At 66.4% G+C, this 14,002-nt stretch carries 17 protein-coding genes and 1 riboswitch; of the genes, 12 read left to right on the forward strand and 5 right to left on the reverse strand.

Translation table 11 applies throughout. The annotated features are described in order from the left end of the window. Positions 1 to 154 precede the first annotated feature (154 nt). The 7 genes from jaqu_RS08545 to metK all read left to right on the forward strand — a co-directional run bounded on the left by jaqu_RS08545 (position 155) and on the right by metK (position 6,352). Positions 155 to 487 carry a hypothetical protein gene (locus tag jaqu_RS08545; RefSeq protein WP_043918554.1) on the forward strand — a complete coding sequence of 111 codons (333 nt, stop codon included), beginning with the start codon at positions 155 to 157 and terminating at the stop codon, positions 485 to 487. A gap of 205 nt (positions 488 to 692) precedes the next feature. Next, on the forward strand, positions 693 to 1,643 hold the full coding sequence (locus jaqu_RS08550) for a PhoH family protein (RefSeq protein ID WP_084629613.1): 951 nt from the start codon (positions 693 to 695) through the stop codon (positions 1,641 to 1,643). Positions 1,644 to 1,754: 111 nt separating this feature from the next. After that, positions 1,755 to 2,117: a hypothetical protein gene (locus jaqu_RS08555; protein ID WP_043918556.1), complete on the forward strand. Its 363-nt coding sequence runs from the start codon at positions 1,755 to 1,757 to the stop codon at positions 2,115 to 2,117. Further along, the gene (gene ybeY / locus jaqu_RS08560) at positions 2,102 to 2,596 is read left to right on the forward strand and encodes an rRNA maturation RNase YbeY (RefSeq protein ID WP_043918557.1); all 495 of its coding nucleotides are present in this window, start codon (positions 2,102 to 2,104) and stop codon (positions 2,594 to 2,596) included. Before jaqu_RS08555 ends, ybeY begins: the two co-directional genes overlap by 16 nt. Positions 2,597 to 2,620: 24 nt before the next feature. After that, a complete protein-coding gene (locus tag jaqu_RS08565) occupies positions 2,621 to 3,511 on the forward strand; it encodes a hemolysin family protein (RefSeq protein WP_043918608.1) in 891 nt (296 codons plus the stop codon). Between the two features lie 104 nt (positions 3,512 to 3,615). After that, complete coding sequence (lnt, locus tag jaqu_RS08570) at positions 3,616 to 5,082, forward strand: apolipoprotein N-acyltransferase (RefSeq protein WP_043918609.1); 1,467 nt, start codon at positions 3,616 to 3,618, stop codon at positions 5,080 to 5,082. Between the two features lie 31 nt (positions 5,083 to 5,113). After that, positions 5,114 to 5,164, forward strand: a riboswitch (SAM-SAH riboswitch). A 3-nt stretch (positions 5,165 to 5,167) separates the two neighbouring features. Next, positions 5,168 to 6,352, forward strand: a complete 1,185-nt coding sequence (gene metK / locus jaqu_RS08575) for a methionine adenosyltransferase (RefSeq protein WP_043918558.1) — start codon at positions 5,168 to 5,170, stop codon at positions 6,350 to 6,352. A gap of 398 nt (positions 6,353 to 6,750) precedes the next feature. On the opposite strand, the gene jaqu_RS08580 is transcribed toward metK, so the two are convergent. The 5 genes from jaqu_RS08580 to jaqu_RS08600 all read right to left on the reverse strand — a co-directional run bounded on the left by jaqu_RS08580 (position 6,751) and on the right by jaqu_RS08600 (position 11,162). After that, positions 6,751 to 7,215 carry an NUDIX hydrolase gene (locus tag jaqu_RS08580; protein WP_043918559.1) on the reverse strand — a complete coding sequence of 155 codons (465 nt, stop codon included), beginning with the start codon at positions 7,213 to 7,215 and terminating at the stop codon, positions 6,751 to 6,753. A gap of 89 nt (positions 7,216 to 7,304) precedes the next feature. Next, a complete protein-coding gene (locus jaqu_RS08585) occupies positions 7,305 to 7,976 on the reverse strand; it encodes an HAD-IA family hydrolase (RefSeq protein WP_052500864.1) in 672 nt (223 codons plus the stop codon). Continuing rightward, positions 7,967 to 8,482 carry a hypothetical protein gene (locus jaqu_RS08590; RefSeq protein WP_043918560.1) on the reverse strand — a complete coding sequence of 172 codons (516 nt, stop codon included), beginning with the start codon at positions 8,480 to 8,482 and terminating at the stop codon, positions 7,967 to 7,969. The genes jaqu_RS08585 and jaqu_RS08590 overlap by 10 nt, the downstream gene beginning before the upstream one ends. After that, a complete protein-coding gene (locus jaqu_RS08595; RefSeq protein WP_043918561.1) occupies positions 8,479 to 10,707 on the reverse strand; it encodes a xanthine dehydrogenase family protein molybdopterin-binding subunit in 2,229 nt (742 codons plus the stop codon). Before jaqu_RS08595 ends, jaqu_RS08590 begins: the two co-directional genes overlap by 4 nt. Next, on the reverse strand, positions 10,704 to 11,162 hold the full coding sequence (locus tag jaqu_RS08600) for a (2Fe-2S)-binding protein (protein WP_043918562.1): 459 nt from the start codon (positions 11,160 to 11,162) through the stop codon (positions 10,704 to 10,706). The genes jaqu_RS08595 and jaqu_RS08600 overlap by 4 nt, the downstream gene beginning before the upstream one ends. Before the next feature lie 128 nt (positions 11,163 to 11,290). On the opposite strand from jaqu_RS08600, the gene jaqu_RS08605 reads away from it, so the two are divergent. Genes jaqu_RS08605 through acpS form a run of 5 tightly spaced genes read left to right on the forward strand, consistent with a single transcriptional unit; the run spans position 11,291 to position 14,000 of the window. Continuing rightward, complete coding sequence (locus jaqu_RS08605; protein WP_043918563.1) at positions 11,291 to 12,037, forward strand: pyridoxine 5'-phosphate synthase; 747 nt, start codon at positions 11,291 to 11,293, stop codon at positions 12,035 to 12,037. Continuing rightward, positions 12,037 to 12,642 (forward strand): LysE family translocator, encoded by a 606-nt coding sequence (locus jaqu_RS08610; protein ID WP_043918564.1) that lies wholly within the window; start codon positions 12,037 to 12,039, stop codon positions 12,640 to 12,642. The genes jaqu_RS08605 and jaqu_RS08610 overlap by 1 nt, the downstream gene beginning before the upstream one ends. A 31-nt stretch (positions 12,643 to 12,673) precedes the next feature. Next, the gene (locus tag jaqu_RS08615) at positions 12,674 to 13,147 is read left to right on the forward strand and encodes a hypothetical protein (RefSeq protein WP_043918565.1); all 474 of its coding nucleotides are present in this window, start codon (positions 12,674 to 12,676) and stop codon (positions 13,145 to 13,147) included. Continuing rightward, the gene (locus tag jaqu_RS08620) at positions 13,144 to 13,605 is read left to right on the forward strand and encodes a hypothetical protein (RefSeq protein WP_052500865.1); all 462 of its coding nucleotides are present in this window, start codon (positions 13,144 to 13,146) and stop codon (positions 13,603 to 13,605) included. Before jaqu_RS08615 ends, jaqu_RS08620 begins: the two co-directional genes overlap by 4 nt. After that, entirely contained in the window at positions 13,602 to 14,000 is a 399-nt protein-coding gene (gene acpS / locus jaqu_RS08625; RefSeq protein WP_043918566.1) for a holo-ACP synthase, read from the forward strand. The genes jaqu_RS08620 and acpS overlap by 4 nt, the downstream gene beginning before the upstream one ends. Positions 14,001 to 14,002: the final 2 nt, after the last annotated feature.

Raw genomic sequence — 14,002 nt, forward strand, 5'->3', positions numbered from 1 at the left:
CTGATCAATCCAGGCGTATCGGGCCAATCGTTTCCAAAACGTGTCCTATCTGCCTAATATCCTTCACATCTTTGTCGGCACTGCTAGTGTCGGTCCATTCGGACGGGGCGTGCAGGCGTTCCGGAGGAGCGTCACGAGGAAGGATGGACTCATCATGAACAAGGTCATCGCAACGGCTCTGCTCGCCGCTGCCGCAACGGTCGGATCCGCACCCGCCGCCGTCGCGGACCACCACGCGTCGGGGCTTCGCCCTGGCGAGCAGATCACGATCAAATGCGCCCGCTACATCGCGCGCTCGGACAGGGTGATCTGGGACAGGCCCATGGCGGTCTTTCTCGATGATCTGCGGCGTATCGGTTACTCGCCGGAACGGGCGGAGGCGATCGGCAACCGCGTCTGCCGGGACGGTGCGCTCGTGAACAACGCCGAGGGCCTTGCGGCCACCATGCGCGAGATCTTGCGGACGACGCCCCCGACCGGTCGTTGAAGGCGCAGATCGCTGAAAGATCGGGCCGCGGTGGAAACGTTGCGGCCCTTGTGCGTTACGGGGGACCGAAAGGCCCGTCTCGCCGTGCATCGCGGGTTGCGCCCGATCTTCGCCGCAGGCACCCTGACGGCGAACCGCCAAGGAGACCTGATTGGCCGACACGACCGATGCCGGGACACGGCTGGACCTGCCCGACAACCGCCTGATGATCGAGTTGACGGGGCCCCACGGCGCGCATCTTGCTCAGATCGAGCAGTTGATGGGCGTTCAGATCGCGCAACGTGGAAATGCGCTGACGGTTCACGGCGAGGCGGCGCCCGAGGCGACCAGGGTGCTCGGCGCGCTCTATGCGCGTCTCGAGTCCGGAAAAGAGGTGGACATGGGGGCAATCGACGCATTGATCCGTCTTCGTGAAGACGACGGAGAGGCGCGCGACGGCGACCAGACGGAGATGTTCCCCGGCCCGTCGCTCGAAATCCGCACCCGCAAGAAGACGATGGAGCCGCGGACCGAGGCTCAGAAGGCCTACACGCGGGCGCTCCTCGAGAACGAGTTGACCTTCGGCATCGGCCCTGCCGGGACGGGAAAGACGTACATCGCGGTCGCCGTCGCTGTGTCGAAATTCATCGCAGGAGAGGTCGACCGCATCATCCTGACCCGACCGGCCGTGGAGGCCGGCGAGAAGCTGGGCTTTCTGCCGGGAACGCAGGATGAGAAGGTCGATCCCTACATGCAGCCGCTCTACGATGCGCTGAACGACTTTCTGCCGGGCAAGCAATTGGCCAAGCTCCGCGAGGAAAAGCGTGTCGAGATCGCGCCGCTGGCCTTCATGCGCGGCCGGACGCTGTCGAATGCCTTCGTGATCCTGGACGAGGCGCAGAACGCGACGACGATGCAGATGAAGATGTTCCTCACCCGTCTTGGGCAGGGGAGCCGAATGGCCATCACCGGGGACCGCAGCCAGGTGGATTTGCCGCGCGGCGTCAGGTCCGGTCTGCGTGATGCCGAAGACATCCTGAATGGCGTGGGCGGAATCAGCTTCAATTACTTCACCGCGACCGACGTCGTCCGACATCCGCTCGTGGCGGCGATCATCGAGGCCTACGATGCCGATGATGCGCGGCGAGAGGCACGGCGTGCAGCCGACCCTGCCTAGTTTCGCCGCCAGCGCCGGCTCGGTGCAGGTGACGGGAGACGGGAAGACAGAGTGCCGTTGCGCTCTGGGCTGGTGGGAGGTTGAACGCGCGAAAGCTGAGGATGTGCTCCGATGAATGTCGCGCTCACCGCGGGTCTTCTGACGCTGCTCTGGGCGATTGTGCATCTCTTCCTCGGCGGGCGAGAAGTGGCGCGACCTCTCCGGGAGGCCATCGATCTGCCCGAGCTGGTGCGTGCGACGGCCTGGATGTGTTGGCACATGGTAACGGCGACGCTGTTTCTCGTGGCGGCGCTTTTCCTCGTCGGAGGCTGGGCCGATCGTCCGGATCTCGTTGTCGCGGCCACGCTCTTGTCCGCGGGCATCGCGGTGGCCGGGATCCTGGCCGCTCCAGCCTTGGGGGTGAGCTACCGGACGCTGCCGCAGGGCTGGCTTTTTGTTCCTGTTTCAGGTCTCGGTCTATGGGCGATGTATTGATCGATGTGATCGTGGAGGATGACCGCTGGGTCGGACTTCAGGCCCTCGCCGACAGCGCCGTTCCGGCAGCACTTGGCGATCGGGGCGTGTCGGGCGAAGTCGTCGTGCTTGGCTGCGACGATACGCGGATCGCGGCGCTGAACGCCGATTTCCGCGGCAAATCCCGTCCTACCAACGTCCTGTCCTGGCCGTCGGCCGAGCGCGATCCGGGCTCGATCCCCGACGAGGAGGAACTCGGAGACATCGCGATCTCCTATGACACCTGCGCGCGGGAAGCCGCCGAGCAGGGCAAGGCATTCGACGAGCACGTGATCCATCTTCTGATCCACGCGACCCTGCATTTGCTGGGCCACGATCACCAGAACGAGGCGGAAGCGTCGCGAATGGAAACGATTGAACGGAACGTGATGGCCTCTCTGGGGCTTCCCGATCCATATCGGGACGATATATTGCATGGGCCCTGTCTCGGGCCGGATTAAATGGAGGCCCCGCACAGGGGCGGAATTGGAGAGATGGACGGATCGTCTAGCGCCGCGCCCGGCGCGCAAGAAAGTGACACGAGTGATGCGGCGACCATACGGTCCCGCCCCGGTTTTCTGGCCCGGCTCTTCGGGCCGCCCGACGAGGCGGAGACGCCCGAGGCGAAGGCGGGTCCGGCACACAGCTTGATGAACCTGAGGCTCAAGCGGCTGGACGACGTCCTCGTGCCGCGGGCCGAGGTCGTCGCTGTTCCGGTCGATATCGAGCTGCATGATCTGATCGACAGGTTTCGGTCGTCCGGAAATACCCGGATCCCCGTCTTCGAGACCACCCTGGACGAGCCATTGGGTATGATCCACCTCAAGGATCTCGCTCTGAATCATGGCTTCAATGGTGACCGTGGCAAGCCGCTGGACCTCCGGTCGCTGTTGCGGCCTTTGATCTACGCCCCACCTTCGATGCCGATCGGCGTCCTGCTCACCAAGATGCAGACTCAGCGGATTCACATGGCGCTGGTGATCGACGAATATGGCGGTGTCGACGGGTTGGTCACGCTGGAGGACCTGATCGAGCAGGTCATCGGCGAGATCGAGGATGAACACGATCAGGACGAGGGCCGGTATTGGCGGCAAGAGAAGTCGGGTTGCTACCTGGCCCTTGCCCGCACGCCCCTCGAAGAATTCGAGGCGGAAATCGGCCGCAAGCTGACCGAGGATGGCGAAGAGGAAGAGATCGACACGCTGGGAGGGCTCGTGTTCATGCTGGCCGGCCGGGTTCCGGCGCGCGGTGAGGTGATCCCCCATCCCGACGGTATCGAGATCGAGGTGGTCGACGCCGATCCCCGGCGGATCAAGCGGTTGCGGGTCCGCATGCCCGAGGGCGGCTGGAACGGCTCGCAAAGCCCCGCCGCCTGATGCGCCGTTGGACGCGGCCACGCGCCGCGCCAACCTCACCGGCCGCGCAGCCTCCACAGGCGGCCTACTCGGAAAGGAATGGAGCCTTGGACTGGCCCATCCGCATGCCGTCGCGGCAGACGCCATGGCGGGATACCCTCGTCGGGCTGGTTCTCTTGCCCATCGCGGGAGTTCTGGCAGCCTTGGGGCAGGCACCCTGGTCCCTCTGGTGGGTCGCGCTGATCGGCTGGGCCCTGGGTCTTGCCGTCATTGCGCGCAGCCCCGCTCCCACCTTGGCGGCCTGGGCGATGGGCGTCGTTCACTTCGCCGTGGCGCTGCATTGGCTCACCGAGCCGTTTCAGGTCGATGCCGCCGCGACGGGCTGGCTGGCGATCCCGGCGATCGCGGGCGCGGCGGGCGGTCTTTCGATATTTTGGGCGGTCGGCGCGTTCTTCGGCGTCCGGCTGGGTGGGCCGGTCGGGATCGCCGTGGGTGTCGCGGTGGGCGAGCTGGCGCGAAGCTGGCTCTTCACCGGCTTTCCTTGGGCTCTTCCCGGGCATGTGCTGATCGACAGCGCTGCCCTGCCGGCTGCATCCTGGGGCGGAGCTCACCTTTTGGGCCTGTTCGTCCTGGTCGGGGCGGGCGCGGTCGCCACGTTGCGGCTGACGGGTTTGGTCTGCGGCGTCATGCTCTGGGCGGCGCCCTTCGGCATCGCCGCGACCCTTCCGCCGGCACCGCACATCGCCCCCGACGCTGCGGTCATCCGACTGATCCAGCCGAACGCTCCACAGCACTTGAAATGGGATCCCGACTGGGTCGGCATCTTCTGGCGCCGCGCGCTTGAACTGACCGCAGCGGAGGGGGATGTGGACGCCGTCCTCTGGCCGGAGACGACGCTGCCCAGTCTGCTGGAGAACTCGGAGGACCTGCGCCCCATGATCGCGCGCGCGGCGACCGTCCCGGCGATCCTGGGCGTCCAGCGCTACGACGACCATGGGCACCCCCGGAACGGAGCCGTCCTGTTGGACCGTCAGGGCGACGTCACGGCCCTCTATGACAAGCATCGGCTCGTCCCTTTCGGAGAATATCTACCGCTGCCCGGACTCTTTCGTGCCATCGGCATCGGGCCGTTGGCGGCGCAAATGGCGGGAACCTATGCGCCGGGAGACGGACCCGCGCTCTTCGAGCTTCCGGGGATTGGTCCAGTCCAGCCGCTCATCTGCTACGAGGCGATCTTTCCGCAGGATCTCCATCGGGTGCCCCGTCCGCGCGTGATCCTGCACCTGACCAATGACGCATGGTTCGGAGACGGGGCGGGGCCCCAGCAACATCTGGCGCTCGCTCGGCTGCGCGCGGCAGAACACGGTCTGCCGGTCCTTCGGGCTGCGAATACGGGGATCTCTGCCTCGATCGACGCGCGTGGCGCCGTTCTGGCGGCCCTTCCGCTGAACGAGGCGGGCAAGCTGGACGTCGCTCTCCCGTCTGCGCTGCCATCGACGCCCTACGCGAAGACCGGCGATCTGACGGCGCTTCTGTTGCTCCTGGCGCTCGCCACGGCGCTTTTCGCGCGGCGCCCGTCCGAGATGGGTTGAGGCCAGGCTCATTCACCCGTACCGCTGCGGTTCAGCGTCCCAACGGCTTCCTGACGGGACGGTTAGCAACTCTATCGGAGCGCCCATGAGCAGTCGCCAGAACTACGCCTTCACCTCGGAATCCGTGTCCGAGGGCCACCCCGACAAGGTCTGCGACCGCATCTCGGACGCCGTGCTTGACGCACTCCTGACCGAAGAGCCGGAGGCCCGTGTCGCCTGCGAGACCTTCGCGACGACCAACTGCGTCGTCATCGGCGGAGAGATCGGTCTGGCGGACCAGTCCAGTCTCGGCCGGATGATGGATCGCATCGACGCCATCACCCGCGATTGCATCAAGGATATCGGCTACCGTCAGGACAAATTTCATTACGAAACGTGCGACGTGACGAACCTGCTCCACGAGCAGTCTGCCCATATCGCCCAGGGGGTGGACGCGACCAACGAGAAAGAGGAGGGGGCGGGAGATCAGGGTATCATGTTCGGCTATGCCGTCGACGAGACGCCTGAGCTGATGCCGGCCCCGATCCTCTATGCCCACGCGATCCTGCGCCGGCTCGCAGAGGTCCGGAAGTCCGGCGAAGCGCCCCAACTCGGCCCCGATGCGAAGTCGCAGCTGACCGTCCGCTACGAGGACGGGCGCCCGGTCGGCGTCTCGTCCATAGTGGTCTCGACGCAGCATCTGGACGAAGACATGACCTCCGACGACGTGCGGGCGCTTATCACGCCCTACATATCGGAAGTTCTGCCGGACGGATGGCTGTCGTCCGAGACGGAATGGTGGGTCAACCCCACGGGCAAGTTCGTCATCGGGGGGCCTGACGGGGATGCCGGACTGACCGGGCGCAAGATCATCGTCGACACCTACGGCGGAGCCGCGCCCCACGGGGGCGGGGCCTTTTCGGGCAAGGATCCCACGAAGGTTGACCGGTCGGCCGCCTATGCCGCCCGTTATCTGGCAAAGAACGTGGTCGCCTCCGGGGTCGCGAAGCGCTGTACGCTACAGCTGTCCTACGCGATCGGAGTCGCCCGACCGCTGTCGATCTACGTGGATACCCACGGCACCGGCGAAGCCCATGAGAGCGAGATCGAACGGGCGGTCGCCGAATGCATGGATCTTACGCCGCGCGGCATCCGAGAGCATCTGAACCTCAATCGCCCGATCTATCAGCGCACCGCGGCCTACGGTCATTTTGGACGTGAGCCCGATGCCGATGGGGGCTTCTCCTGGGAGAAGGCGGACCTGGCTGAAGCACTTCGCAAGTCCATTTAGTCGGCGGGGCGATGCAACTTTTTGCCGCCCCCGCGACTTTACGGGTTGAAGCCTGTGGTTCCGGGGGCCACTTTATTGGCAGGAGGACGCCATGGCCGGTAAGCGTGGACCCATTGCGAAGATGATAGACGCCATCAAGGATGGTGTGTCCGACGTGCTTGACAGCATCAGCCCCGAGCCCGAGCGTATCCCGATCCCCGTCCGGAAAGATGATCGGGGCTTCCGCCGGTGACCGGCCCCTGACCTCGAAGAGACGCATCGGGAGGCGCCCGTCGGGGCGCCTTTTTTTTGTCTAAAATCAGTTCTCTGGCACCGCGAAGCTTGTGAAGGAGCACGCGACGCGCACCCTACAGTAAGCGGGCCAAAGCACCACCGCCCCGGCAGAGACGTACCCGATGTCAGGCTGCCTTGTCCGCCTTCTTCAGAAGCGGACCGGCAACCGGGACCTTTTTCGGCTTACGCGCCAGCAGCTTCAAAAGATCTGCCAGTTCATCTTCATCGACAAGGTCGGCGGCTTTCTCGACGCCGAACCATCTGCGCACACGCTCGTCGCGTTCTTTCCAGTCGGATTTCAGCTTTTCGACAATCATCGGGTAGACGTCGACCTCGCAAGAAACCGTGTCGCCGTCATCCAGTCGCTTGTCATAGCTGTAAGTCCCGAGCACGTCCTTCGCGATGTGGCCCTTGGCGCCAGCCTCTTCCAGCGCTTCGATGGCAGCGGCCGCCCAGGGACGAACGCCTTTCATGGTCCAACCTTTTGGCACGACCCAACGTCCCGTGTCCCGGGAAGTGATCATGAGGACCTGTACACTATCCCCCTTCCATCGAAGTGGAAGGGCGGCAATCTGTTGCCGCGTCCGCATCGCTCTACCCCTTGTAGGGCCTATGTAATGCCCCTTGAACAGATAGTGCCACACGAAGCCGAATCACGCAAATGCGATATCCGTCAAGGTCAGGCCTTCCTGACCATCTCGCTTGTAAACGCTTGGGGAAGGTCGCTCATCGCCGACAGAACCAGTGCAGGTGGCGGGTCGCCGAGCGGGGCATTCAGATAGCCGCCTTCGAAGAAAGCGAAGGGAATTCCCGCGGCGGCGGCGGTCTGATGGTCGATCTCGCTGTCTCCGACATAGAGCGTATCGGATGCTGCGACGCCGAGGCGCCGCGCTGTCTCAAGCAAGGGGTCTGGATGTGGCTTTCGCAGCTTCAGCGTATCGCCGCAGACAACCGCACCGAAAGGGCCAAGCTCCAGTGCGTCGAGGACGGCGCGGGTCGGCGCCTCGGGTTTGTTGGTGCACAGCCCCAGGGGCAGACCCATTTCTTGCAGCCGGGCGAGCATCTCCCGGACGCCGGGGTAGACCTCGTTGTCACCGGGAGACGCGCCATAGGCGGCTTCCATCTCTTCGACAGCGCGGCCGTGGAGCGACGGGTCCGCATTCGCCCACGCCAGAAGGCGCGTCATGGCCACAGGCACCCCGGCACCGACAAAGCCCTGGGCCGTCCGCAAGTCGGGCTTGGGAAGATCCAATGCAGCGCAGACCGAATGGAACGCCCGGAGTATGACGGGCAGGCTGTCGATCAACGTGCCGTCCAGATCGAAGATGATGGCGCGCGGGGTCAGGGACACGGGGCGCCTGCCGCCTCCCAAGCGAGGATGGCATCCGCAAGAGCCTGAGGGGTGTCCGGTGCGGGCGCCCGGCCTTCGCCCGGCGCCCAGCCCCAGACGACAAGCGGATCGTGGACGATGTGGTCCGCGACTTCGGCCAGCGTCCTGCCGCCGTTGCGCTCTGGATCCTTGATCTGTTCGCAGATTTCCGTCGCTGTCCGCCCGGACCAGGCCATTTCCGGCGGTGGCAGAGCCCAGCCCTCGGCGCCGGGTGCGCCGCCCTGCACGGGCGCGTTCTGCGCGCGATGGCACGTCTCGCAGGGCAATGTTTCGATGCCCATGCGACTTTCGCCCGCGCGGATCGCCATGCCATGGGGAACGATCTCTCCGTCCACCGACCAGAGCGGGACATCGTTTTCCACGTGGCAATTCGCGCAGCGGGGGTGAGAGAATGCCTCGTAAACGGGATCGAAGCTCTGCGCGGCGGCCGGGCCGGCGACGAGAAAAGCCAGCAAGATCGCTCTCATGCGAAGCGGACGCTGCGGTCGAAGGGCATTTCGCGCAGGCGTTCCCCGGTCGCGGCAAAGATCGCGTTGGCGAGCGCAGGTGCGGCGGGCGGAACGCCGGGCTCTCCGGCCCCGCGGATCAGGTCAGTGGTCTCGAGCGCACGCACCCGAACCGGCGGAACTTCGTATTGCCGCAGGCTGAGGAAGGTGTCGAAGTTGCGCTGTTCGGGCACATGGTCGGCAAAGGTGATCTCCGAGTGCATCGCGTGGCCCAGGCCGAACAGCGCCCCGCCTGAAAGCTGCGCTTCCAGATTGACCGGATCGAGGATGCGTCCGACCTCGGCCGCGACCCACAGCCCCGTCAGCCGTAGTCCCCTATCAGTCTGCTCGACCTCGACGATCTGGGCGCAGGGAACGCCGAAGGAGTAGCAGAACGCCACGCCCCGACCGTCGCGCGGACCGTCCCATCCGGCCATCTCGGCCACGGCCTCCAGCACGCGGGCAGATGGTTCGTGATCCATCAGGCGCAGCCGTTCCTCCAGCGGGTCGGCGCCGGCGGCGTGGATCGCTTCGTCCAGAAGCGACTCCAGGAAGAAGCCGTTATGCGATGCCCCGACCGACCGCCAGGACGACACGCCGACCCCGGCGGGCACGCGGTAGCCGCTGACACGGAACGACGGGATCGCGTAGGGCGCGTCCCATGCGGCGGCGGTGATCGCCACGTCCGGTCCGATCGGCGGGAAGCCCTGACGCGTAAGCTGGCTTTCGGCAACCGAATGGGCGGCGATGGACAGATCCAACCCGGTGACGCGGCCACCTTCGTGTGTTGCACGGCCCCGGGCCAGAGCCATGGGGCGGAAATAGTCGCAGGCAGTATCCTGTTCCCTGGTCCAGGTCATGCGGATCGGGGTTCCGGGTCGGGTCTTGGCGATCTCGACCGCGGGGCGGACCTGATCGTCTTCGAGCCGTCGGCCGAAGCTGCCGCCTCCGGGTAGGGCGTTCACTTCGACCGCTTCGGGCGGCTGGCCGGTCATGCGGCTGACCGCGTCGCGAAGGAAGGTCGGCGCCTGGGTCGAGGTCCAGACCTGCGTGCGTTCGGGCGTGTAGATGACCGTCGCGTTCGAGGGCTCCAACGGCGCGTGCGCCAGGAAGGGGACGCGATACTCAACCTCGATGGCGGTGCCGGGTGCTGCGACGACATCGCCGTCGTCGCGGAATCGGCTGTCACGCGTGCCGTCGTCATCCAGGGCCGCGGCATGGGCGCCCCACATCTCGTCCGAGGTGGCGGGGTAGGCGGGCGTGCCCCAGGTCACGTCGACCTCTCGTGCGCCCCTGATCGCGGCCCAATCCGAAGTGCTCAGGACCGCGAACCCGTCTTCCACCGGCACGACGTCCTCTACCCCCGGGAGGAGACGTGCGGACACGTCGTCCAGCCGAGCGACGCCGCCGCCCCGCGCCGGGTTGGTGACCGCGGTCGCATGGATCATGCCGGGCAGCCGAATGTCGGTCCCGTAGGTGAAGGTGCCTGTCGACTTGGCGACGATGTCGGTGCGGCGTAGTTCGCGTCCCAGCAGGCGCCACTCGGACGCGTCCCGCAGATCCACGTCCTGAACCGCCTCCATTCCCGCCAGATCGGCAGCCAGATCGCCGTACGGGATCGTGCCGCCGTCGGGCAGGATCACGGTGCCGTCCTCGGTGCGCAGGTCCCCGACGTTGACACCGGCACGGCGTGCAGCGGCCAGTTTCAGCGTTTCGCGAGCGGACGCGCCCGCCACGCGAAGACGGTCGTACATGTCGGGCACGGTCGTCGAGCCGCCGGTCAGGTGCAGGCCGACCAGCTTGCCCGCGATATCGGCCCCCCGTCCGCGCATCGTGCGGCTGGACCACGCATCGTCCCATCCGGCGAAGGGCATCCCCTCACCGGCGACAATTCCGTTCCAATAGACACCCGAGGCGGGGCCCGGTGTCAGGCGGACAGCATGAGGGTCGACGTCAAGTTCCTCGGCCAGCAGATGCGCCTGGATGGACGCGGCGCCCTGACCCACATCGGCGCGAGGCGCGACCAGTGTCACGCCATCCGCATCGACGATGACGTAGGCATTCGGCGCGGCCTCGCCTTCGGCCAGTCCTTCGGTCAGCGGATTGCCCGGATCGCGCAAGTACCGCCAGGCGCCGAAGGCTATGCCCGCGCCGACCGCCCCAGTGATGACCAAGAACGTGCGGCGGACGATCTTGCCCGCGCTCATGTCCCCGTCTCCGTCTGAGCGCGTCGGATCGCGGCGCGGATCCGCGGGTAGGAGGCGCAGCGGCACAGGTTGCCAGACATGGCGGCGTCGATATCAGCGTCCGTCGGTTCGGGATTGCCCGCCAGCAGGCTGGCCGCCTGCATGATCTGTCCCGACTGGCAGTAGCCGCATTGCGCGACCTGTTCCTCGATCCAGGCGGCCTGGACGGGATGCGGGTCGTCGGGCGTGCCCAGACCCTCGATCGTGGTGATCTCGGCGCCCTCCACCTCAGAGGCGCGGACCTGACAGGAGCGCACGGCGAGTCCGTCGAGATGCACGGTGCACGCGCCGCACATGGCGATGCCGCAGCCATACTTCGTGCCGGTCAGTCCGAGAATGTCACGCACAACCCAGAGGAGCGGCATGTCCGGCTCCACCTCGATATCGTGCTCGGTCCCGTTGACGTTGAATTTCATGGCTTCAAGTTACGCGCAGCCAGCCCATCGGTCCAGCCACACGGACGCGACGTCCCGGCGCGGCGGTTCGGGATTTCCCCTGCCGTGCCCCTCCGCTATCCCGTGAGGGATCTGTGCGGAGGCCCGAGATGGAAAAGCTGCGCCTGGGCGTGAATATCGACCACGTCGCAACGCTCCGGAATGCCCGGGGCGGAGACAACCCCGATCCGGTCCGGGCCGCGCTGATGGCACAGGAGGCGGGCGCCGACGGCATCACCGCCCATCTGCGCGAGGATCGCAGACATATCCGGGACGACGACATGCAGGCGATCGCCGACGCAATCGACATCCCGCTCAACTTCGAGATGGCTGCGACGGACGAGATGCGCGATATCGCCTTGCGCGTGAAGCCCCATGCCGTCTGCCTGGTCCCCGAACGGCGGGAGGAGCGCACGACCGAAGGCGGTCTGGAAGTGGCTGGGGACCAGAACCGGCTGACCAGCTATATCGCGCCGCTTGCCGATGCGGGTGCGCGTGTCTCGCTCTTCGTCGCGGCCGACCCGCGGCAGATCGAGGCGGCCGCACGCGTGGGGGCTGCCGTGGTCGAGCTGCATACAGGGTCGTATTGCGATGCCGTGGCCGAGGGGCGGATGGAGCATGCAGCCGACGAGCTGACGCGACTGACCGCCGCCGCCCGGCAGGCCCATGCCGCGGGGCTGGAGGTCCATGCCGGCCATGGGCTGACCTATGAGAGTGTGACTCCCATTGCCGCGATCGCCGAAGTGGTCGAGCTGAACATCGGCCATTTTCTGATGGGCGAGGCGATCTTTCGCGGCCTGCCCGACGCGCTGGGGGAAATGCGCCGTCTGATGGACGTCGCCCGGGGCGCGGCGTGATGATCGACGGGACGCTCGCGATCCTTGCGGCCTTTGCCGTGGTGACCTTTGCGCCGGGCCCCGCGAACCTGGCCGTTGGCCTCACGGCTCTGGCACATGGCTGGGCGCATGCGCTTCCGATGGCGCTGGGGCTCGCCGTCGGGTTGGCGGCGTGGGGTGTGGTCGCTGCGGCGGGACTGGGCGCGGTACTCGTCGCGTCGGAGACGGCGCTCTTCGTGCTGCGCGTGGTGGGCGGCCTCTATCTGCTCTGGCTCGCCTGGCAATCCGCACGGGTCGCGCTCCGTTCCGACACGCACGAGATGCCGACCGCCGGAGGGTTCGTCAGGGGCCTTCTGCTGAACCTCTCCAACCCGAAAGCCGTGCTGGCTTGGATCGCGGCCCTGTCGATGGGTCTGACGCCGGAGGCGGGGGCCGGCGCGGTGCTTTCGGTGACCTTCCTGTGTGCACTGATCGGGCTTGCGAACTATTTGTTCTGGGCGGCAGCCTTTTCGCGTGCGGGGGCGCGGTCTGCCTATGCGAGGTTTCGGCGCTGGATCGAGGGCGGGGCGGCCTTCCTTCTTGGCGCAGCCGGCATCGGATTGATGCGGCAGGGGCTGAGCCGATGACCCTATCCGGACGCTCCCTTCGGGCCGGCGGATGAGCCGGACAATCGTCATTTCGACCAGGCTTGGCGCGGAACCGGACCGCGTTTGGGAAGAAGTGAACTCCCCGCGCCTTCTGCTCTTCGTCGCGGCCCCCATGATCCGCTTTCGCCCCGTCGATCCACCGGTCTTTGCGGAAAGATGGGCCGATGGGCCGCACGAGGTGGAGATGTATCTCTTCGGTCGGATCCCGCTTGGCCTTCAGGTGATCGACATCTCGCGCCCGGCGGCGGCGGGCGGGAAGTGGCGTCTCCGCGACAACGGGCGCAGCGCCTCGATCCCGCGGTGGGATCATTTGATCGAAGTCGCCGCAGGTCGGGACGGGACGATCTACAGCGACACGGTCACCATCGAGGCCGGCTGGCGGACGCCTCTGGTTGCCGCGTTCGCGAAGCGGTTCTATGCCCATCGCCAACGCCGGTGGCGCGCCCTCGTGGCCGCCGATTTCGACTACGGAGCAGTCGGTTGAGCAAGGCGACCACACCATTTGCCGGCACCGTGCGGTGCGTCCCTGTCTGCCTGCTGGCTCTTCTGGGGATGCCGGCCTGGGCACAGGTCGTGGGTGATTGCGACACGTGGCAGGCCAATGCCCGCAACGTGGCCTGGTCCGACAATCGGGACGATGTCACCCGCACGTTCGGGAACGGAGCGATCCGCCTGACGCTGCTGGACACCGAAGAGCCCGCGCTGGCCGCGTTCCACATCCTCGTGACTTATCCTGATCCCGACGCGATCTCGCTTGAATGCCGTCTAGTCTCGGCCGGGGGCGGCCTCGGCTTTCCGTCGCTCTCACTCTCGCGCGCGTTCGGAACCTACGATCCCGCGCGAGGCCTGACCGTCGAGGTTCCGGGTCTGACCGACGAAGGGGACGCGTTGCTTGTGACATTCACCATCAACCGCGCGACCGGCGAGGTCACGATCCCATGATCCTGGGCATCGGGACCGACCTCGCGAATATCGAGCGGATCGAAGGCGTGCTCGACCGGTTCGGTGACCGATTCCGCAACCGCGTCTTCACCGAGACCGAGCAGCGCAAGGCGGAACGCCGCCATGACACCGCCGCCACCTATGCCAAGCGTTGGGCCGCGAAGGAGGCGTGCTCCAAGGCGCTGGGCACCGGATTGCGCATGGGGATCGCCTGGAAGGACATGCATGTGACCAACCTGCGGACCGGACAGCCTGTCATGCATGTCACCGGTTGGGCGGCGCAGCGGCTGGAGCGGATGACCCCCGACGGACACGAGGCGGTCATTCACGTGACCCTGACGGACGACCATCCCTGGGCGCATGCGATGGTCGTGATCGAGGCGCTGCCCTACTGAGC

The sequence above is a fragment of the Jannaschia aquimarina genome (assembly GCF_000877395.1).
GTDB lineage: Bacteria > Pseudomonadota > Alphaproteobacteria > Rhodobacterales > Rhodobacteraceae > Jannaschia > Jannaschia aquimarina.